Origin of the sequence: Aeribacillus sp. FSL K6-8394 (assembly GCF_038008865.1) — a bacterium.
Taxonomy (GTDB): domain Bacteria; phylum Bacillota; class Bacilli; order Bacillales; family Aeribacillaceae; genus Aeribacillus; species Aeribacillus composti.
The window spans coordinates 538636-558782 of record NZ_JBBPAA010000001.1; the positions used below are offsets into that span (position 1 = coordinate 538636).

Below are 20147 nucleotides of genomic sequence, written 5' to 3' on the forward strand. Positions count from 1 at the left end.
GATTATGCGCAGAAAACAAATGATTTATCTGTTATTTTTCCTGATTTTACTTCTGGCCCCGTTTTATTTAACCGAATTCCGCTTAGCGTTGCTCGGAAAATTTCTTTGCTATGCGATCATTGCAGTAGGAATCTGTCTTATTTGGGGGTACACCGGGATATTAAGCTTAGGTCACGGCGTGTATTTTGGGATTGGAGCTTATTGCATGGCGATGTATTTAAAATTGGAGGCTTCAAAAGGAGCGTTGCCGGATTTTATGGAATGGAACGGAGTGCAGGAGCTCCCGTGGTTTTGGAAGCCCTTCTTTAATCCTTTCTTTTCCATAATGGCAGCAATTTTCATACCAGCTATGCTGGCAGCGGTTTTGGGCATGCTTACGTTTAAAAACCGGATCAAAGGCGTCTATTTTTCTCTTTTGTCACAGGCAGTCGTTGTTGTCGTCGTCACACTTTTAATTGCCAAACAGGATTTGACAGGCGGTACAAACGGATTAACCAATTTTAGCACCGTTTTTGGGTTTTCTTTATCCTCACCAATGGTACAAATTGTTTTATATGCTATTACCGTTTTCGCTTTGTTTGCCATTTTTATGTTATCTGTTTGGATTACCAAAAGCAGACTTGGCCATGTATTAATTGCCATTCGGGACGGCGAAAACCGCCTTCGGTTTTTAGGATTTGATCCGGCTGTTTTTAAAGTGTTTATTTACAGTTTATCGGCTTCGTTTGCCGGAATAGCTGGCGCGTTGTTTGTTTTGCAGGTCGGTCTCATTTCTCCTTCGATGATGGATATTATCCCTTCAATTGAAATGGTTTTATGGGTAGCCATCGGCGGCCGTCATTCGTTATTCGGCGCCATAATCGGAGCGATTTTAACAAACGGAGCCAAAAGCTTTTTCAGTGAAACATATCCGGATGTTTGGCTTTTCTGCTTAGGCATTCTATTCATTTTGATCGTTGTTTTTTTCCCGAAAGGAATTGCCGGGTTGTTCGAAGCTTTTCCAAAGCGTATTGCGAAATTTTTTGAAAAAGGTGTGAAAAAAGGTGAATCCGATTCTGTCGTGTCATGATATTATTGTTGATTTTGACGGCTTTAAAGCGCTTCAAGGTGTCAATTTAGATGTTCATCACGGAGAAATTCGTTTTTTAATTGGTCCGAATGGTGCGGGCAAAACGACTCTTCTTGATGTCATCTGCGGCAAAACAAAAGCAGCAGATGGAAAAGTGATGTTTCAAGGAGTAGATTTGACAAAGCGGAGAGAGCACGAAATCGTTCGGCATGGAATCGCTAGAAAATTTCAAAATCCGTCCGTTTTTACTGAATTAACCGTATTTGAAAACATGGAATTATCGATCAAACAAAATAGAAATCTTGTTTCCGTTATGAAGGCGAAATTAACCGCGGAAGAAAAAGACGAAATTACGGCAATGCTTGAGAGAACCGATCTTTTAGATCGAGCTTATGACCCAGCAGGCTTGCTGTCCCACGGCCAGAAACAATGGCTTGAAATCGGCATGCAGCTGCTGCAAAAACCGGCAGTTTTACTTCTTGATGAACCGATTGCCGGCATGACTGGGGCGGAAAGGGAAAAAACCGGCTTGTTTATTCAAGAAATAGCTGAGAAATGCGCAGTGCTGATTGTTGAACATGATATGGATTTTGTTCGGAATTTTGCTGAACAAGTAACAGTTATGCATGAAGGGAAAATTTTGTGTGAAGGTTCCATGGAGGAAGTGCAGCAAAATGAGCTTGTAGCAGAGGTTTATTTAGGAAGGGAGGCAAAGGTGTGCTAAAAATATCTAGTTTGAAAGCAGGATATGATGAAACGATGGTGTTGAATAATGTCCATCTTGAAGTTGAAAAAGGAAAGGTCGTTTCCATTCTGGGAAGAAACGGGGCGGGAAAAACAACATTGATCAAAACGATTATTGGATTGTTAAAGCCGATGGACGGGACTATTTACTGGAATGATCAGGAAATTACACATGAGCTTCCGGAAAGGAGGGCAAAAAAAGGAATCGGATATGTTCCCCAAGGCAGGGAGATTTTCTCTTCACTGACTGTGGAAGAAAATCTCATTTTAGGCTTTGAAGCTGTTTCGAAAAAGATAGAAAAAGCGCGTGTTTTAGAGGAAATTTTCGAGCTTTTTCCTGTTTTAAAGGAAATGTTGAAGAGAAAAGGAGGAGATTTAAGCGGCGGGCAGCAGCAGCAATTGGCCATTGCGAGGGCTCTTGCCGGGAAGCCCGAGCTATTATTGCTGGACGAACCGATGGAAGGGATTCAACCATCTATAGTAGAGCAAATACAGGAGGTCATTGTAAACATTGCGTCCAAAAAAGGAATTGGCGTCGTTTTAGTTGAGCACAGCATAGATTCAGCATTTGCCTGTTCTGATGAATACTATATTTTGGACAAAAGAACTGTTGTATCAAAGGGTGTAGTAAAAAACACAAATATTGAAGACATTCAACAATATTTAGTAGTTTAATTTAAAACTTCCTCCTCCCCTAGAAAAATTTTTTTAAATTTTCCATGTTAAAAAATATAACATAACACTTGGTGTTTCACATAGTGTGAATTATATTTGTAATAAAAAATAACATAAAAACGCCTTTTATCTTCAACCCATTGAGGGAAATGGAATGTAAGAAAATCGTGTTATTTTTGATTGTCTGTTAGAAAGGAAGGGTGTTATGAAGCTGACAGCCCGAGAGCAGGAAAAATTGATGGTCGTTGTTGCTGCAGATTTAGCGCGCAGAAGGCAGAGAAAAGGCTTGAAGCTGAACTATGCGGAAGCAGTGGCCATCATCACATATGAGATTATGGAGGGCGCAAGGGAAGGACGGACGGTTTCGGAGTTGATGCAATATGGCACAAAAATTTTAACTAGAGATGATGTGATGGAAGGCGTTCCGGAAATGATCGAAAATATCCAGGTGGAGGCAACATTTCCAGACGGAACGAAGCTTGTAACCGTCCATGATCCGATCCGGTAAAAGAGGTGAAAAAATGATTCCAGGGGAATATCGATTAAAATCAGCTCCGATTGTTTGCAATAAAGGGAAAGAGGCGATCAAGCTCAATGTTGTCAATAGAGGGGACCGTCCAGTACAAGTCGGTTCGCATTTTCATTTTTTTGAAGTAAACAGGGCGCTCGAATTTGACCGGCAGCTGGCGTTCGGCAGGCATTTAAACATTCCGTCCGGAACGGCGGTAAGGTTTGAGCCGGGCGATGCGAAAATCGTAGAGCTCGTTGAATTTTCGGGAAAAAAAGAAGTGTACGGTCTAAATAATTTGACGAACGGACCGTTGACAAAGGAGGCGGACAAATGAGTTTTCAAATGCCGCGCAAACAATATGCCGATATGTTCGGCCCGACAACTGGAGACAGCATTAGATTGGCTGATACGGAACTCTTCATTCAAATCGAAAAAGATTTTACCGTATACGGAGATGAAGTAAAATTCGGCGGTGGGAAAGTGATTCGCGACGGAATGGGACAGCATCCATTTGCCGAAAGGAAAGACGTGATGGATCTTGTTCTCACAAACGCCATTATTATTGATTATACAGGTATTTATAAAGCGGATATCGGCATAAAGGATGGGAAAATTGCCGCGATCGGAAAGGCGGGAAATCCATTATTGATGGATGGCGTCACAATGGTAATCGGAGCTTCAACCGAAATCGTTGCGGCAGAAGGAATGATTGTTACGGCAGGCGGAATCGATACCCATATTCATTTTATATGCCCTCAGCAAATTGAAACAGCTTTGACATCTGGAATTACAACAATGATAGGAGGAGGAACGGGGCCTGCAACAGGGACAAATGCAACGACTTGTACACCGGGTGAATGGAATATTTATAGAATGCTGGAGTCAGTTGAACATTTTCCTATGAATTTCGGCTTTTTAGGGAAAGGAAATTCATCCGGAAAAAAAGCGTTAGAGGAGCAAATCAAAGCAGGTGCAGTTGGTTTAAAACTGCATGAGGACTGGGGTTCAACACCGGCGGCGATCGATCAGTGTTTATCCGTAGCTGACGAGTATGATGTGCAAGTTGCCATCCATACAGATACGTTAAATGAAGCCGGTTTTGTAGAAGACACCATTGCAGCGATTAAAGAACGGGTCATTCATACATACCATACGGAAGGCGCAGGCGGGGGACACGCCCCGGACATTATGAAAATGGCCAGTCTGCCAAACGTTTTGCCTTCTTCGACAAATCCGACAAGACCGTTTACAGTCAACACGCTCGAGGAACATTTAGATATGCTGATGGTTTGCCATCATTTGGATCCGGCTATTCCTGAAGATATCGCCTTCGCCGATTCCCGCATTCGCAAAGAAACGATTGCGGCGGAAGATATTCTTCATGACCTTGGCGTTTTCAGCATCATTAGTTCCGACTCGCAAGCGATGGGAAGGGTCGGCGAAGTGATTACGCGGACATGGCAAACCGCAGATAAAATGAAAAAGCAGCGGGGCTCCTTAAAGGGAGACGGCCAAGATCATGACAATTTCAGAGTGAAAAGATATGTGGCAAAATATACGATCAATCCTGCGATCGCCCACGGAATATCTGAATATGTCGGCTCTGTAGAAGTCGGCAAATTGGCGGATTTAGTTGTTTGGAATCCGGCCTTTTTTGGGGTGAAGCCGGAAATGATCATCAAGGGCGGAATGATTGCCTATAGTTTGATGGGAGACCCAAATGCATCCATTCCAACTCCGCAGCCTGTTTATTACCGTCCGATGTTCGGATCATTTGGCAAAGCTGTCTCACAAACATCGATCACATTTTTGTCAAAAGCAGCAATAAAAGCCGGCATTCCCGAAAAGTTAAAGTTGCAAAAAATCGTGAAACCCGTCAAAGGAGTTCGTACATTGACGAAAAAGGACATGGTTTTTAATGGTGAAACTCCTTCTATCGAAGTCGATCCACAAACGTATGAGGTAAAGGTGGACGGTGAATTGATCAATTGTGAGCCGGTTGAAGTTGTTCCGATGGCGCAAAGATATTTTCTGTTTTGAGGTGAAGACGGATGATTATTAAAGAAACACTTGGAAATATTTATGCAAAAGCAGTAAAGGAAAAACATGTGGAGCGCGTCTATTTAAGAAGCGATGATCTGCTCAAAAGAATTCAACGAGTGAAAACAGACCACGGGAACGAAATAGGGATTCGTTTAAAGGAGGAAAAGAAGCTGGCAGATGGTGACATTTTATATGAAGATGAAAACAATATGATCATTATTTCTGTCTTGCCTGAAGATGTCCTTGTCATTTGTCCGGCTACGCTGAAAGAGATGGGAGAAATTGCACATCAAATCGGCAACAGACATTTGCCGGCTCAGTTTGAAGGAAATGAAATGATCGTGCAATACGATCATCTTGTAGAACAACTTGCAAACGAGCTGAACATTCCTTGCAAACGGGAGAAACGAAAAATAAAACAACCTTTTCGATATGTCGGACATCATCACCATGATTGATTGGCTGCCTTTATTGCAGATAAGCGATTCAAACTTTCCTTCCGGAGCCTTCTCCCACTCGTTCGGATTCGAAACATATATTGTTGAGCAGAAAATAAAAGATGCAAGTACATTTAAAAGTTTTTTAAAAACGTACATTGACAAGCAGCTCGTCTATACGGACGGACTGGCTTGCCGGCTTGCATATCAATTTGAAAAAGAAGGGAAACAAGAGGAGCTTTGGAAGCTGGATGAGATTCTTTACGCCAGCTCAATGGCTAAAGAAACGAAAGAAGGGAACCGAAGAATTGGTGAGCAAATGCTGAAGCTTTGTTTAAATATTTACCCTCATCCAACACTGCAACAATATGCTCAAAAAATAAAAGCGAAGGAGCTTTACGGACATGCGGCTCTCGTTTTTGCCATTGTCGGGATAAAAATAGGAGCGGATGAAAAAACAACGCTTGTAACGTATTTGTATTCCACTATTCAAACGCTTGTACAAAACGGAGTCCGCGGCATTCCGATCGGTCAAAAAGAAGGGCAGCTGCTATTAAAAGATTTGCAGGAGGATGTGAGGAGAGCTGTTTTAAAAATTGGCAAACTATCGATCGACGATTTAGGTGCGCAATCACCTGGCCTTGAAATTGCACAAATGAGGCATGAGCAATTGCATGTAAGACTTTTTATGTCTTAACAGACTGTTTTCAGAGTTTCATTATTTTTACAAACTCTCTGCATGCTTGGCTGAAGCGAAAGAAGCGATCTTGCTTCTTTTCAAAAAAAACTGCAAAGCTTGATCAAAAGATAAGGGGGGAAAGATTTGGGGCTAATCCCGAATCAGTCAAAATGGAACCTATACGAATCGGAATTGGAGGGCCAGTAGGAGCCGGCAAAACGCTGCTAGTGGAAAAATTGACTCGCTATTTGTCAAAGGAATTCAGTGTTGCTGTTGTCACTAATGATATTTATACAAAAGAGGATGCCTTATTTTTAATAAAAAACAGCGTTCTTCCGGAGGATCGGATTATCGGCGTCGAAACAGGCGGCTGTCCCCATACGGCCATTCGTGAGGATGCATCGATGAATTTTGCGGCAATTGATGAGTTAAAAGAAAGACACGAGGATTTAGATATGATTTTTGTTGAAAGCGGCGGAGATAACTTAGCGGCAACCTTCAGCCCGGAATTAGTCGATTTCTCCATTTATATTATTGATGTTGCCCAAGGGGAAAAAATCCCAAGAAAAGGGGGACAAGGGATGATTAAGTCTGATTTGTTTATCATCAATAAAATCGACCTCGCTCCTTATGTCGGTGCAAGTCTTGAAATCATGGAACAAGATACGAAAATGATGCGGGGGGAGCGACCGTTCTTTTTTACTAATTTAAAGGAAGAAATTGGTTTAGATAATGTGATCAATTGGATTAAACGAAATGCGCTGCTGGCAGGGTTGTAGAAATGGAAGGAATTTTGCAGATTCGCGCGGAGCAAAAAGGGGAGCGGACCGTAATTACGGATCACTTTTTTCAGGGAGCTTTGAAAATGACAAAGCCGGTCTATACGGAATCGTCGATACCGATCGTTTATGTGATTCATGTCGGCGGCGGATGTGTAGACGGGGATGAATACGCACAAGAAATTTCCTTAGGTGAAAAGGCAAGGCTTGCGGTGACGTCACAATCTTCAACGAAAATTTATAAAACACCGAAAAAACCTGTCAAGCAGAAATCCTTGTTTACATTGCAAAAAGACAGCGTGCTGGAATGTTTGTCAGATCCGTTGATCGTTTATGAACAGGCCCGCTTTGAGCAGGAAACCATCGTCCATATGGAAAAGGGTGCAGCCTTTTTGTACAAAGAAATTATTACGCCGGGCTGGTCTGAAACCGGGCAGCCGTTCTGTTTCGATGCAATTCGGCTAAAATTAAAAGTTTATAAGGAAAATCGATTGATTTTGTTCGATCATTTTTATCAACAAGGGGATCGGGGAATTGATCAATTATTGAATATGGAAGGCTATACACATTACGGTTCGTTCCTCGTTATTTCTGACGAAGTGGATGATAAATTAATGGAAAAGATTTCATGCCAGTTGCAGGGAGGACCGTTTGATGGACGGATCGGCATTTCAAGATTTTTGCCATCTGCCTTTATGATTAGAATTTTAGGAAACCATACCGATCACATTGAGGGGCTGTTTTTGGAAGTTCACCGATTGGCGAGAGCTTATCTATTAAAAGAACCTCCAATCCTATTACGAAAATATTAAAGAGATAAATAGAAGAGGTGAAAAATGTGTCAGTCAATTTTTTATCCGTGCTTTTTTTCGGATTGATTCTCGGGATGAAACATGCAACTGAACCGGATCATGTGATTGCTGTGTCCACAATTGCCAGCAGGACAAAAACTTTAAAGAAATCCAGTTTAACAGGAGTATATTGGGGAATTGGACACACCGCTACCCTTTTGTTGATCGGGATGATCGTGATCGGATTAAAAACAGCTATTCCGGAGAAGGTTTCATTGACATTGGAATTATTCGTCGGGATTATGTTAGTGATTTTAGGAATTTTAAGTCTTCGCGATGGCAGGCACAAACTGGCGCGAAACGATGAAACGGAATATACAAATATTAAATCATTGATCATCGGTTTTATTCACGGTTTGGCAGGAAGCGCGGCAATGGTGCTGTTAACGATGACAACTGTTGAAAGCTATTTTCAAGCGTTTTTATACATCTGCATTTTCGGAGTCGGGACGATCGTCGGCATGTTTTGTTTTACAACCATTCTCGGCCTGCCGTTTATTCTCGGAAGCAAAGTGAAAAAATATGTTCCGTTCATTTGCTCGCTTGCCGGAGCAATTAGTATATTATACGGCACCTTTTATATTTATGAAATCGGCTTTAAAGACGGATTGTTTATATAAATCGATTAATTGCTTAAAACCTCGTTTGGATCACTCCATCCAAATGGGGTTTTTTCATGTATATTGGGATTATTTACAAAATTATTAAAGTATTATCATTAGCATTGCATAAATATAGTTAGAATTTTCTGTTAATTATTTTTTGTGAATTTGTGCCAAAAAGACAAAACCTAAAGAAAGGTGGCACTGCCCATTTGGTAAATATATACAGTTAAACCAGAGCGACAACGACAAAAGGGAGATTATGGACTGGCTCGCCCATCAAATTTTCGCAACCAAACATAAGCTGGTTTCCACAGAGCTCTCTTTAACCAACGAGTAATTCGAAGTAGGGATTTCTTACTTTTCATCTCCAATTGAATGAGAACATGTAAGCAATACGTGATAAGGGCTAAGAAAATTTGATTTTGAATAGCTGTTTCACTCATTCCATAAAAGTGCTTAATTTCCACGTGTTGCTTGAGCCATTTGAAAAAGAGCTCAATAGCCCAGCGAGATCGGTAAATATCACTTATCTCTTCTGGTTTTAAATCAAATCGGTTGGTGATGAAACGAAGTAAGTTCCCTTTTGTGTCCGTAACTTCTAGTAGACGAAAGACATTTTCAGTGCGATTTTGTGTGGTACCAATGTAGACCATTTGATCGGATAGAACGTGACAATCATCAGGAAGTGAAAATGTATAGACTTCACGAATGACTGCGTTTTTCTTCAGTCTTGAAACGAAGAAATAGCCATCATCTGTCATCCGATCAAAACGTTCATAGTCCACATAACCGCGGTCAAACACATACATGGCTTCTTGATCATCCACTAGGACTTCGAGTTGATTTCGGTCATGTTCTTTTGCTGTCGTAATCACTGCTTTTTCAGGATAGACGGTGTCTTTATCCATGAAAACGAGCCGTAAGTGTAGCTTTACACCAGCTTTTGTTTTACGGAATTTTGCCCATTTATAATGGGTCAAATTCAACGGGAGTGTACTTGAATCAATGATTTTCAGTGGCATATTCTTTCCGTTTTGATAATGGTGCCGTTGAATTTTCCAAACAAGATCCAAGAACAAATTTGCAAGAATTAGTGGGTTGATCTGATGGTTTTTTCGGGATAGCTGAGAGGCACTTATCGATTCAAATCCGAGTGCTTTTTGAAGATCTTCGTCTACAAGTGCATCACTCATTTCCTCTAAGCTCTTAAATTCGAGCAGTTGGGCTACCAATAAAAGTTTAATATAGGCTTCTGTTGTCAGCTTTTTTGTGTAATAGTCCTGTTTCAATTCTTTGACTTGTTCGCTAAGTTTTTGAATATTTATGGGTGAAACCCATTTACCAAATGATGAAATTAGTGTATTCTTGTCCATAATAGTTATCCTTTACGATTGGATTTGGACAGGAACCACCTGTACTTCCATTGTAAAGGATTTTTTTGTTTCGAAATCAATAAAAAATTGAACATTCTTAGTATTTTGAATCATCAGATTTAATTACTGCAATGCTAGTGAAAACACCTATTATTTTTACGCCGCACAGCGGTGGAGTGATGGCGCTTCAAGTATTTAATGAGACTGAAAAGTTTTTGATTGGTGCCTATACGAGTGAACCGGATGTAACTGATGCCGGGAACTCCCTTACGATCGGCATACCGCCGCGTTATGACGGCTACGTGGAACCTTTTACAGATTATGCTATGAAACGGTTTGGCAAAAAATTAGCCGCTCTTCCGCCGTCTACACAATATGGGAAAGACTGGGCAAAAACTTTGCTTCCACAATGGGAAAAGAAGGGCGGAAAGGTTGTATATCATTCATCCATTGATTTTTCAAAGGAAACCGACTTTTTCACCATTGTCACAAATGCTCTTAAAGAAAAACCGGATGTTCTATTTATAGGCGGAGCTTCAGAACCTACCGCAAAAGTGGCAAAGCAAGCTAGAGAGCTAGGATTTAAAGGCGGATTCATTATCATGGATCAGGCAAAACTGGATTTTATGGAAAAAATAACAGGTTCCTATGACGTATTAGAAGGTTCTGTTGGAGTGCTGCCGCTCGTAAAATCTAATGATCCGGGAGCGCCGGCATTTGCCGAAAACTATCGAGCAAAGTTTAAAGATGAACCTAGCTCTGAATCAGGGCTCAACTATATCGCTACGTATATTTTCGTTGAAGCGATGAAAGCGGCAAAAACTGTTGACGATGCGGAAGCTATTCGCAAACATATGCAAGATGGACTGGATAATCTGCCAAAAGACAAACGCGTATACGAGATTCCATCAATCGGTGATGACGGAAGATTGGAAGTGAAAAGAAAAGTCGCGGTAGTAGAAGATGGTCAAATTGTTTTGAAAGTAGTAGATTAATAGGTTTTCCGATCGGATTGAGCAATGATTGAAAATTTAAGAGGCTGCCTGAATGGGGAGCCTCTAAATACATGTGCGCCCGGCATGGGTGTAATCTATAGGGTGAAAGTCCCGAGCTGCGAAGGCAGAAGTAGCAGTTAGCTTAACGCAAGGGTGTCCGTGGTGACGCGGAATCTGAAGGAAGCGAGCGGCAAACTTCCGGTCTGAGGAACACGAACTTCATATGAGGCTAGGTATCACTGGGTGAGTTTGCATGACAAAACAAAGCCCTTTCTGCCGAAGGTGATACAGAGTAAATGAAGCAGATGGATGGAAGGAAAGATTACACTCTTACCCGGGGAGGTCTGGCTGGCACGCCAAGTAACCTTGGTAACCTATCTAGTGATAGATAGCTGAACAGTCAGAAGTCAGCAGAGGTCATAGTACTCTTTCAAGCTCGAGATGGAAGAGGAAGGACTGAACAATTAAGGAGAACGAATCGCTAGGCGTTCATCTTCTGTGTTGAAGCAGACAATCCGATAGGACTTACTTGAAGGAGGAAGTGGTGAATCCCACGGGGGACTTCAAGAGGGTGGAGCAGAAGATGGCACAAATAGAAGGATTCGTTCACGTGGAGAGGATATCTAATGTTGATGGAACTGATTTTGTCACGGGAAAATCTCATAGCGGCATTTAAAAGAGTTTTACAGAACAAAGGAAGTCACGGAGTAGATGGCATGTCCGTAAAAGACCTACGAAGACACCTCTACGAAAATTGGGACTCCATTCGACAGTCGTTGAGAGAAGGAACCTACAAGCCCTTACCCGTCCGTCGAGTCGAAATCCCGAAACCGAACGGTGGAGTAAGGCTTCTAGGGATCCCTACCGTGACGGATCGTTTCATCCAACAAGCGATTGCCCAAGTGTTGACGAAAATCTTTGATCCGACCTTCTCGAACCATAGCTATGGTTTCCGCCCAGGTAGAAGGGGACATGATGCGGTTAGGGAAGCAAAGGGTTATATCAAAGAAGGATATCGTTGGGTAGTCGATATAGACCTAGAGAAATTCTTTGACAAGGTGAATCACGACAAACTGATGGGGATCTTGGCGAAAACGATCAAAGATCGAATTCTACTGAAGGTAATCCGTCGGTATCTTCAATCAGGCGTGATGATCAATGGAGTAGTAATGGAAACGGACATGGGAACGCCTCAAGGTGGCCCGCTCAGTCCACTTTTATCAAACATCATGCTTCATGAATTGGATAAGGAGCTTGAGAAACGTGGACATAAGTTTGTTCGGTATGCGGATGACTGTAACATCTATGTGAAAACAAAGAAAGCAGGAATTCGTGTCATGAACTCCATTACGAACTTTATAGAGAAGGAGTTAAAGCTCAAGGTAAATAAAGAGAAATCGGCGGTAGACCGTCCTTGGAAACGGAAGTTTCTCGGTTTCAGCTTCACACTCAATAAGACTCCAAAGGTACGGATTGCGAACGAAAGTGTGAAACGTTTGAAGAACAAGATCCGTGAAATTACATCAAGGTCGAAACCGTATCCAATGGAGAAAAGGATTGAGAAACTGAACAAGTATTTAATGGGATGGTGCGGATATTTTGCCTTGGCAGAAACACCAAGTAAGTTCAAAGAATTTGATGAATGGATTAGACGAAGGCTTCGGATGTGTTTGTGGAAAGAATGGAAAACCCCGAAAACAAGAATTCGGAAACTCAGAGGATTAGGGGTTCCAAGCCATAAAGCATTCGAATGGGGCAATACACGCAAGAAATATTGGCGGATTGCCTGCAGTCCCATTCTACACAAAACCCTCGACAACTCCTATTGGAAGCGTCGAGGGTTAAGAAGTCTATTCGAAAGATATCAAGCACTACGTCATACTTAATTGAACCGCCGTATACGGAACCGTACGTACGGTGGTGTGAGAGGACGGGAGTTAATCGCTCCCTCCTACTCGATTTTCCAATGCAATGTTAATGAATATTCGGATATCGGGCATGAAAAAGAGAATTGCTGTAAAGTTTCCAGTTATATATTTGTAGATCAGGATTCCATGTGCACAATTATCATTCGTTTATCTTTTCCAGTAATTGGTCATACAACTTTTGCGTTTCGCTCCCGTCTTTTTGATTCAAAATGATATAATCATCATCTTTTTCGATATATACATACGGTGCACGCCCTTTGTAAACAAACAATTTTCCTCCTCCACCGTACGGCTCTTTTAGCCGAAAAGATCCTTTCAAACGATCAAAAGCCGCAAAGCCATTACTTTTGGCAACGACATCGGGAAGTTCATCCAACAGCTTCACACGGTCAATCTCATCAATCGGCCATTCCACCCCATATAAACCCGTTACCTTTAACTGACGGTCATTTATGATCACATCATGCTCCTCAAGTCCCAAATAGCCTAAAACGATAACGAATGTGATCACAATAGCCGCAATAATTCCGGTAATCCAATAATATTTTTTCCGTTTATGCTTTAGTTCATATTTTTGTACATAGATCGAACCGCCGAGCAGTACGATGAGAAACAGCAGCATGCCTATTTCAAATCCATATGGGATTTGAAAAAGTGCTAAAATGACCGAAATGAACAAAATGATGAACGTATAAAGCAGCAATCTACCAATTGCCTGCGGATAACCGTTTTCAATTAATCGCTGCTGTTCTTCTTCCGGTCTGTTGTAGAAGCCCGATATTAAGCTGTAATCCTGCTTCTTTACGACTAAATACGTCAGGCCCCCGTGTATGATAAGTGTGAACCCCATAGTGATTAAAAAAACGATCGTATCTGTTGACACAATGCTTCCCCCTTACGCTTTACAAAACATTTTGATTATTTCTACGGTTTTATCTTACAAATGTTTCACTCGCATAAATACCTAATGGAACTAAACCAATCTGAAGAAAGAAGGAAACACTTTTGATGGAAAAATCAGATTTTTCAATGATCCTCTCTTTCCTTCAACAGAAATTTTTGGAATAATAATTATAATGTAACGTATGGAGAGGAGCAAGCGTATGGTGATTGCACTTGAAAATGTTTCGCTCATTCGCAACAAAAAATATATTTTGGAGAATATAAATTGGAATGTTGATGAAGGCGAGCATTGGTGTATTTTAGGAAGAAATGGAGCGGGGAAAACAGCATTGCTCAATTTGTTAAACGGCTATTTGTTTCCTTCAAAAGGAACGGTTTCCGTCATTGGATTTACTTTTGGCAAGGCAGATTTTCGCGAGGTTCGGAAAAAAATCGGTCTTGTCAGCTCATCGCTCCAAGAAAAAATTTACGGACATGATCTTGTTGAAGAAGTTATTTTGAGCGGAAAATTCGCGTCAATCGGCTTATATGAAACACCGGATGAACACGATTTAGAAGAGATGCGGTCTTTGATGACGCTATTCGGGGTGGAAAAACTAAGCGGGCGTACATATGACAGCCTTTCTCAAGGGGAAAAGCAAAAAGTGCTGATTTTGCGGGCGCTTATGCCTCAGCCGAAGCTCCTTATTTTAGATGAGCCGTGCAATGGTCTTGATCTATTGGCGAGAGAAGAGCTTTTAGGGCTGATTGAAACAATTGCCAAAAGGCCCAATGCGCCAACGATCCTGTACGTGACGCATCATGTTGAAGAAATTTTGCCTTGCTTCACCAATTCCCTGTTATTAAAAGAAGGAAAGGTTTTTGCTGAGGGAAGAACAGAAGAGCTGCTTTCAAGTGAACGATTGTCAGACTTTTTTGAAGCAGGCATCGAGGTGGAAAATTTTCATGGCCGATATTATGCGAAGCTTTTGCAAAACAATCATAATAGATTGTCATAGGGAGAGTGGGGCTGTCTAATAAGTCGATTTTCCGGCTTATAGACGCCCCGTTAATGTTTTAGAAATGTTGATATATCAATGTTTATGATGTTTCGTTTTCAATGGATATTGACTTTCTAAGACACCCCCTTTTTCGGATTTCAGTGGAAAACTGCTTTTTCTTTTTTGAGCATTCTTTTGATCGAGCGGTCTGCTTCTCTTAAAACAATTTCTTTGTCGAGTGTTTTTATTTTTTTGTTTTCCATTATAATCTCCCCATTTATAATGGTTGTTTCTACATTATCCCTTGAAGCAGAATAAACGATCCGCGAAATCGGATCAGCCTCAAAGGAAGGGAAAGTATGAAAATGATGTAAATTTAGAATCACTAAATCTGCCTTTTTGCCGATTTCAATACTGCCAATCTCTTTTTCCAATCCGACCGCTTTTGCCCCGCCGATGGTCGCCATTTTAAATACCTCTTTTGCTTTCATTGCGGAAGGGCCGTGTTTCGGCTTTTGGATGAGGGCAGCAAGCTTCATTTCCTGAAACATATTTAAATTATTGTTGCAAGGCGCTCCGTCTGCGCCTAAGCTTAACGAAACTCCCATTTCCATCAGCCCGGGAATATCCGCAATTCCTGAAGCTAATTTTAAATTAGACCCGGGGCAATGGCTAACATTTACTCCTCTGTCTTTAATGATTTTCTTTTCTTTTTCATCCAGCCAGATGCAGTGCGCCAAAATCAATCGTTTATTGGCAAGTCCAAGATAGTCAAGATATTCGATATTTCGCATCCCTGTCTGCTGTTCAACCAGCATGATTTCTTCCTGATTTTCCGCTGCATGAGTATGAACTTTTACTTGATATATTTCAGAAAGCCGTTGAACTTCTTTTAACAGTTCTTCTGTACATGAAAGGACAAATCGGGGAGAAAAGGCATATTGAATTCTTCCGTTTGCAAACATATGCCATTTTTCAAGCAAATCGACGCTTTCTTGGAGAGAATCAGCTGTTTTTTCGCGAAGCTCCATTGGCACATCGTCGCCACGATCCATCATCACCTTGCCTGATAAAGCTCTGATTCCGCTTCCTGCAATCGCTTGAAACGCTGCTTCTGTATGGTGAACGGTTTCCATATCGACAATCGTTGTGGTCCCGCTTTCAATCAATTCTCCAATGCCGAGCAATGCAGAGTAATAGATCGATTCCTCATCATGTGCTGCTTCCAATGGCCAAATTCGTTTTTTCAGCCAATCTAACAATTCTAAGTCATCCGCCCGTGAGCGGAAAAGTGTCTGACATAGGTGAACATGGGTTTGAATGAAGCCCGGAATGACGGTCCGATTTTCTGCATTGATGATTTGATCGGCGTCACATGCAAGATTTTTCCCTATGTTGCTTATGATGCCATTTTCGATGAAAATATCTCCCGTGAAAATTTCATCCGCATGATTCATCGTAATAATTTGTGCGTTTTTGATCAACAGGCTCTTCATATTCCTTTCTCCTTGCTATAAGTATTGAAATTCATTCTAAGAATGTATGCAGGTAAATTCAATAAAAGTGTAAGAATTTATGACAAAAATAAAAAAACGTGGAAAAAAACTTAACAAAGAAATAATCAAACATTTTGAAAAATTGTAAAATCATTTTTAAGAAAAGAGGTGGTTTTTTGAAAGACAAAAGCCTTTTGACAGAACAGAGGCAATCATTAAAAAAAGATATTGCGAGAATTTACAACGAAGTAAATAAAGAAATTTTTCAAACAGGTGTGATTCAACTGCGAGTTGAAGTAACGGATGAAAAAATTTTAATTTTCGGGTTGCATAAACGGGATCCTGCTTTGCAAATTCTTGAAAAAGTAGATGAAGCTTTGACAATGTGGGCAGATTCGTTATTAATTGATGAATTTAAAAAGCGATTTAAATATAAAATGGAAACAATTGTCGGACTAAACGTTTTTTCGGTTTTAAAAGATTATGATCCTTCCACTGGCTCAGCATGCATGACAATTATTCTTAAAAAAAATGAGTTAGCTTGAAGGACGTTTTCCGTCCTTTAGGCTATCCATAGATCATTCGGTATTGTTTTGATCCTGTTTACGGGATAGAAACAAGCCGTAGGAAAGAAAAAACTTATTGTTTTTCTTTTCCTGCGGCTTTTCTTTTTTCACAAAAGTAATCATTTGTTCGGAGGGGAAACGGCATGGAATTTCGCTACCAGGGAGAAGCATTTGAACAGAAATTTTTTGCAAGACTAACGAGTAAGGAAATTGCTGAATTGCCAAAGCAAAATGCTTTAATCATTTTGCCGGTTGGCGCAGTTGAACAACATGGGCCTCATTTACCGGTATTTACTGATTCTTTAATAGCGGAGGGGATTTTGCATTCAGCTTGCAAACATTTAAAAAAAGAAGATAATATTTGGATTTTGCCTCCAATTGCGTACAGCAAAAGCATCGAACATCTCGGATATGCAGGAACCATCTCATTATCTGGGAGCACTTTAGAGGCAATGATCAAGGATATTGCCGCAAGTCTGAAAAAAAGCGGATTTAGAAAATTCGTCTTATTTAATTCACATGGAGGAAACCATGATTTACTCAATTCCGTTGCCCGCGATATCCGCATTGAAACAGGTTTGATGACTTTCCGGTTGAACAGCTATGACTTCAATGTCTCAGAGGATCTCATTGAGGAAAAAGAGGCTGCATACGGAATCCACGGGGGAGAAATCGAAACATCCTTCATTCTTTCCTTCAAAACCGATTGGGTGAAAAAAGAGCTTTGTCCCGATGAGTTCATCCAGTTTCCGGAAAGCGCAAAGCATCTTCAATTAAAAGGCAGCCATTATGTTGCCTGGAGGATGGAAGATATTTCGAAATCCGGGGTTTTAGGAAATGCAAAAAAAGCTTCAAAAGAAACGGGAGAAATCATCGCCAACCGTTTGGGTGAAAAGCTGGCGGTTGTTTTGCGGGAAATGGCGGAATTCGAAATGGATGATCTCATCAACATTTCTACCGAAAAGCAGTACAGTCCTTTGACATAGAAAGGATGATCAATTGTTTCAAACATAAAGAAAACTTTGGAGGTGTGGAAGTATGGCTTGGAAAAAAGAAATACAGCAGCTTTTAGGGAAGGAAAAAGTTCTGTTCGATGCAGCTTCAAGAGGAAAATTTTCTAAAGATTATTATTGGTATTCACCCATTCTCACACAAAAGCTAAAGGATAAACTGGCCGATTGCATCGCCTTTCCGGAGTCAGAAGAGGAATTAGTTTCGTTAATATCATTCGCCGTAAAAAGAAAAATTCCGATTACGGTCAGAGGTGCTGGAACAGGAAATTATGGTCAGGCCGTACCTCTTCAAGGCGGTATTGTGATCGACATGACGAGGTTTCATCAAGTACTTGAAATCGGCGAAAACGCTGTAACGGTACAAGCGGGAATAAGAATCGGCAAGCTTGAACGGATATTAGAGCGAAGCGGAAAAGAGCTGCGAATTATGCCGAGCACATATATTCAAGCAACGATTGGCGGTTTTGTGGCGGGAGGATCGGGAGGAATCGGCTCCATTACATGGGGCAATTTGTGGGATGGCAATGTGCACAGCGCTTCGGTTTACACAATTGAGGAAAAGCCGAGAAAAATTGTTGTTTCAGGCGATAAACTCGAGCAATATATTCACAATTACGGAACTTTAGGTGTCATGACAGAGCTGCAATTGCCGATCGAGGAGAAAACAGATTGGATGCAAGCAATGGTTTTTCATGACCATTTAGATGAAGCGATAAATTTCGCCCATCAATTTTCGGGCATAGAAACTATGAAAAAAAGGCTCTTATCAGTATGTGAAGGAGCTTTGACAAAGCATTTCGCTCCTTTAAAACAATATATTTTGCCTGAAAAAACGTTAACGATGATTGAGGTCGATGAAAAAGCAAAAAGTGAATTTGTCGAACTCGTTGCCGAACATAAAGGAATATTGGCACATACCATTCCTGCCAAGCAGTATCGAAAAGGGGTCCGCCTTTCGGATTTTACTTGGAACCACTCCACGCTGTGGGCCTGCAAAAATGAAGACAATATTACTTACTTGCAAGTTGAGTTTGATATTCAACACCTTTATCATCAAGTCCATTTGTTAAAAAAGGAATTTGGCGGAGAAGTCCTTCTTCATTTTGAATTTATAAAAAGAAACGGAGCAATTATTCCAACGGCCTTGCCGGTCGTTCGCTTTACAAGCGAGAAACGGCTGTATGAAATCATACAATTTTTCCTGAATATAGGAGCTAAAGTGCATGATCCGCATACTTATTTGTTGGGATTCGGCGGTTGGAGTTTACGAATGGATGAAATCATAAAAATCAAGCAAAAAAATGATCCGTTTCATTTGCTGAATCCAGGAAAAATAGCGGACGTCACCTCTTATGCACAAGTGTAACGATGGGAAAATGAATTGAAACGGCTGAAATATACCGAAAAAAGTTCTTATTATCGGCACTAGGTTCTTGGCATGAAGCAGAAATGTAACTAGAAAAATATCAAAAATAGTAGGAGGATTCGTATGCAGGCAAAAGGGAAGGGATATACAAAAATCTTCATTTTATTTCTACTCGTTCTTTTAGCTGGATGCGGCAGCCAATCAGCTTCAACTAATAACGAAGAAGTCAAAGAGGACTCAGAAAAATTGGAAAAAGTGAAGCAAGTCACGAACTGGTTTGCCGAACCGGAACATGGAGGCAACTATGCAGCTTTGATGAAAGGCTTTTATAAAGAAGCAGGCATTGATATGACAATAGAGCCAGGCGGGCCGCAAGTTTCCCCCATTCAAATAGTGGCATCTGGGGAAGCCGATTTTGGAATCACTCAAGCTGACGATATTTTATTAGCTCGCGATAAAGGAATACCCATTGTGGCGATCGGAGCCATTTTTCAAGTGAATCCGCAGGCGTTGTTGTACCATGCTGATCAAAATATTAAAGATTTTTCCGATTTGAATGGGCGAACGGTGTACACGGCACCTGGAACAGGGTACTGGGCATATATAAAAAAGGCCTATCAGCTCGACAATGCGAAAGAAATGGCATATAGCGGACAGTTGACACCATTTATAGAGAATAAAGAGTCAGTTACCCAATGCTACATTACGGCGGAGCCTTTCGCCTTAAAGCAGCAAGGAATCGAAACGAAATATTTACTGATTCACGATTCCGGCTACCAGCCTTATGGCAATGTAATATTTACAACCGAAAAAATGGTCAAAGAAAAACCTGAACTCGTCAAACGGTTTATGGAAGCGACAACGAAAGGGTGGGAGTATTATAAAGATCATTCGGATGAAGTAAATCCTTTTATACATGAATATAATCCTGATTTATCAATGGAGGCGCTCGAATATGGGGCCGAACAGCAGCTGAACTTAATTTTCGGGCACGATGCGAAAGACCACGGCTTCGGTTATATGTCTCAAGAACGGTGGAACACCTTGCAAAATCAACTCTATGAACTAGGTTTAATTAAAAAGAAAGAAGATATCGCCAATGCCTACACGAACAAATTTTTGGCGAAAAATTAA

20 protein-coding genes and 1 pseudogene are annotated in these 20147 nt (G+C 41.0%); 18 read left to right on the forward strand and 3 right to left on the reverse strand.

Annotation, left to right across the window (positions count from 1 at the left end; translation table 11 throughout):
- Window positions 1–4: 4 nt before the first annotated feature.
- From urtC to NSR00_RS02505, 11 genes are all read left to right on the forward strand, one after another.
- Window positions 5–1069: an urea ABC transporter permease subunit UrtC gene (urtC, locus tag NSR00_RS02455; RefSeq protein WP_063386858.1), complete on the forward strand. Its 1065-nt coding sequence runs from the start codon at window positions 5–7 to the stop codon at window positions 1067–1069.
- Window positions 1044–1793 carry an urea ABC transporter ATP-binding protein UrtD gene (gene urtD / locus NSR00_RS02460; RefSeq protein WP_340786738.1) on the forward strand — a complete coding sequence of 250 codons (750 nt, stop codon included), beginning with the start codon at window positions 1044–1046 and terminating at the stop codon, window positions 1791–1793. Before urtC ends, urtD begins: the two co-directional genes overlap by 26 nt.
- Window positions 1787–2488, forward strand: a complete 702-nt coding sequence (gene urtE / locus NSR00_RS02465; RefSeq protein WP_340786741.1) for an urea ABC transporter ATP-binding subunit UrtE — start codon at window positions 1787–1789, stop codon at window positions 2486–2488. The genes urtD and urtE overlap by 7 nt, the downstream gene beginning before the upstream one ends.
- 205 nt (window positions 2489–2693) lie before the next feature.
- Window positions 2694–2996, forward strand: coding sequence for an urease subunit gamma (locus tag NSR00_RS02470; protein WP_063386861.1), 303 nt, complete (start codon window positions 2694–2696; stop codon window positions 2994–2996).
- 13 nt (window positions 2997–3009) lie between these two features.
- The gene (locus tag NSR00_RS02475; RefSeq protein ID WP_063386862.1) at window positions 3010–3333 is read left to right on the forward strand and encodes an urease subunit beta; all 324 of its coding nucleotides are present in this window, start codon (window positions 3010–3012) and stop codon (window positions 3331–3333) included.
- Window positions 3330–5039: an urease subunit alpha gene (ureC, locus tag NSR00_RS02480; protein WP_340786743.1), complete on the forward strand. Its 1710-nt coding sequence runs from the start codon at window positions 3330–3332 to the stop codon at window positions 5037–5039. Before NSR00_RS02475 ends, ureC begins: the two co-directional genes overlap by 4 nt.
- A gap of 11 nt (window positions 5040–5050) precedes the next feature.
- Window positions 5051–5500, forward strand: a complete 450-nt coding sequence (ureE, locus tag NSR00_RS02485) for an urease accessory protein UreE (RefSeq protein WP_063386864.1) — start codon at window positions 5051–5053, stop codon at window positions 5498–5500.
- On the forward strand, window positions 5493–6176 hold the full coding sequence (locus NSR00_RS02490; protein WP_339195099.1) for an urease accessory protein UreF: 684 nt from the start codon (window positions 5493–5495) through the stop codon (window positions 6174–6176). Before ureE ends, NSR00_RS02490 begins: the two co-directional genes overlap by 8 nt.
- Window positions 6177–6328: 152 nt before the next feature.
- Window positions 6329–6937 (forward strand): urease accessory protein UreG, encoded by a 609-nt coding sequence (ureG, locus tag NSR00_RS02495; RefSeq protein WP_063386865.1) that lies wholly within the window; start codon window positions 6329–6331, stop codon window positions 6935–6937.
- A gap of 2 nt (window positions 6938–6939) precedes the next feature.
- Window positions 6940–7749, forward strand: a complete 810-nt coding sequence (locus NSR00_RS02500; RefSeq protein ID WP_340786746.1) for an urease accessory protein UreD — start codon at window positions 6940–6942, stop codon at window positions 7747–7749.
- Between the two features lie 26 nt (window positions 7750–7775).
- Window positions 7776–8408 (forward strand): HoxN/HupN/NixA family nickel/cobalt transporter, encoded by a 633-nt coding sequence (locus NSR00_RS02505; protein WP_340786749.1) that lies wholly within the window; start codon window positions 7776–7778, stop codon window positions 8406–8408.
- 242 nt (window positions 8409–8650) lie between these two features.
- On the opposite strand, the gene NSR00_RS02510 is transcribed toward NSR00_RS02505, so the two are convergent.
- Entirely contained in the window at window positions 8651–9766 is a 1116-nt protein-coding gene (locus tag NSR00_RS02510) for an IS4 family transposase (protein WP_340786751.1), read from the reverse strand.
- Window positions 9767–9909: 143 nt separating this feature from the next.
- On the opposite strand from NSR00_RS02510, the pseudogene NSR00_RS02515 reads away from it, so the two are divergent.
- Window positions 9910–10761: pseudogene (locus NSR00_RS02515) on the forward strand (ABC transporter substrate-binding protein); the annotation flags it as partial.
- Window positions 10762–11387: 626 nt separating this feature from the next.
- Window positions 11388–12647 (forward strand): group II intron reverse transcriptase/maturase, encoded by a 1260-nt coding sequence (gene ltrA / locus NSR00_RS02520; protein ID WP_340786753.1) that lies wholly within the window; start codon window positions 11388–11390, stop codon window positions 12645–12647.
- Window positions 12648–12828: 181 nt separating this feature from the next.
- Here ltrA and NSR00_RS02525 read toward each other — a convergent pair whose 3' ends face one another.
- Entirely contained in the window at window positions 12829–13572 is a 744-nt protein-coding gene (locus tag NSR00_RS02525; RefSeq protein ID WP_340786755.1) for a DUF3784 domain-containing protein, read from the reverse strand.
- Window positions 13573–13792: 220 nt separating this feature from the next.
- Between NSR00_RS02525 and NSR00_RS02530 the strand changes: the two genes are divergently transcribed.
- On the forward strand, window positions 13793–14590 hold the full coding sequence (locus NSR00_RS02530) for an ABC transporter ATP-binding protein (RefSeq protein ID WP_066248677.1): 798 nt from the start codon (window positions 13793–13795) through the stop codon (window positions 14588–14590).
- Window positions 14591–14730: 140 nt separating this feature from the next.
- Here the strand turns inward: NSR00_RS02530 and NSR00_RS02535 are convergent, their stop codons facing one another.
- On the reverse strand, window positions 14731–16068 hold the full coding sequence (locus tag NSR00_RS02535) for a 5'-deoxyadenosine deaminase (RefSeq protein ID WP_063386887.1): 1338 nt from the start codon (window positions 16066–16068) through the stop codon (window positions 14731–14733).
- A gap of 176 nt (window positions 16069–16244) precedes the next feature.
- On the opposite strand from NSR00_RS02535, the gene NSR00_RS02540 reads away from it, so the two are divergent.
- The 4 genes from NSR00_RS02540 to NSR00_RS02555 all read left to right on the forward strand — a co-directional run bounded on the left by NSR00_RS02540 (window position 16245) and on the right by NSR00_RS02555 (window position 20147).
- On the forward strand, window positions 16245–16613 hold the full coding sequence (locus NSR00_RS02540) for a Na-translocating system protein MpsC family protein (RefSeq protein ID WP_340786758.1): 369 nt from the start codon (window positions 16245–16247) through the stop codon (window positions 16611–16613).
- A gap of 164 nt (window positions 16614–16777) precedes the next feature.
- Window positions 16778–17620 carry a creatininase family protein gene (locus NSR00_RS02545; RefSeq protein ID WP_340786760.1) on the forward strand — a complete coding sequence of 281 codons (843 nt, stop codon included), beginning with the start codon at window positions 16778–16780 and terminating at the stop codon, window positions 17618–17620.
- Between the two features lie 52 nt (window positions 17621–17672).
- Entirely contained in the window at window positions 17673–19013 is a 1341-nt protein-coding gene (locus tag NSR00_RS02550; RefSeq protein WP_340786762.1) for an FAD-binding oxidoreductase, read from the forward strand.
- 123 nt (window positions 19014–19136) lie between these two features.
- Complete coding sequence (locus tag NSR00_RS02555; RefSeq protein ID WP_340786764.1) at window positions 19137–20147, forward strand: ABC transporter substrate-binding protein; 1011 nt, start codon at window positions 19137–19139, stop codon at window positions 20145–20147.

What these genes read in the sequence shown, in the direction of transcription:
- NSR00_RS02550 (WP_340786762.1), top strand. Translation starts at nt 17,673, where the DNA reads ATGGCTTGGAAAAAAGAAATACAGCAGCTTTTAGGGAAGGAAAAAGTT.
- ureG (WP_063386865.1), top strand. Translation starts at nt 6,329, where the DNA reads ATGGAACCTATACGAATCGGAATTGGAGGGCCAGTAGGAGCCGGCAAA.
- NSR00_RS02530 (WP_066248677.1), top strand. Translation starts at nt 13,793, where the DNA reads ATGGTGATTGCACTTGAAAATGTTTCGCTCATTCGCAACAAAAAATAT.
- NSR00_RS02475 (WP_063386862.1), top strand. Translation starts at nt 3,010, where the DNA reads ATGATTCCAGGGGAATATCGATTAAAATCAGCTCCGATTGTTTGCAAT.
- NSR00_RS02545 (WP_340786760.1), top strand. Translation starts at nt 16,778, where the DNA reads ATGGAATTTCGCTACCAGGGAGAAGCATTTGAACAGAAATTTTTTGCA.
- ureC (WP_340786743.1), top strand. Translation starts at nt 3,330, where the DNA reads ATGAGTTTTCAAATGCCGCGCAAACAATATGCCGATATGTTCGGCCCG.
- NSR00_RS02535 (WP_063386887.1), bottom strand. Translation starts at nt 16,068, where the DNA reads ATGAAGAGCCTGTTGATCAAAAACGCACAAATTATTACGATGAATCAT.
- urtC (WP_063386858.1), top strand. Translation starts at nt 5, where the DNA reads ATGCGCAGAAAACAAATGATTTATCTGTTATTTTTCCTGATTTTACTT.
- NSR00_RS02555 (WP_340786764.1), top strand. Translation starts at nt 19,137, where the DNA reads ATGCAGGCAAAAGGGAAGGGATATACAAAAATCTTCATTTTATTTCTA.
- NSR00_RS02510 (WP_340786751.1), bottom strand. Translation starts at nt 9,766, where the DNA reads ATGGACAAGAATACACTAATTTCATCATTTGGTAAATGGGTTTCACCC.
- ltrA (WP_340786753.1), top strand. Translation starts at nt 11,388, where the DNA reads ATGTTGATGGAACTGATTTTGTCACGGGAAAATCTCATAGCGGCATTT.
- NSR00_RS02490 (WP_339195099.1), top strand. Translation starts at nt 5,493, where the DNA reads ATGATTGATTGGCTGCCTTTATTGCAGATAAGCGATTCAAACTTTCCT.
- NSR00_RS02470 (WP_063386861.1), top strand. Translation starts at nt 2,694, where the DNA reads ATGAAGCTGACAGCCCGAGAGCAGGAAAAATTGATGGTCGTTGTTGCT.
- ureE (WP_063386864.1), top strand. Translation starts at nt 5,051, where the DNA reads ATGATTATTAAAGAAACACTTGGAAATATTTATGCAAAAGCAGTAAAG.
- NSR00_RS02500 (WP_340786746.1), top strand. Translation starts at nt 6,940, where the DNA reads ATGGAAGGAATTTTGCAGATTCGCGCGGAGCAAAAAGGGGAGCGGACC.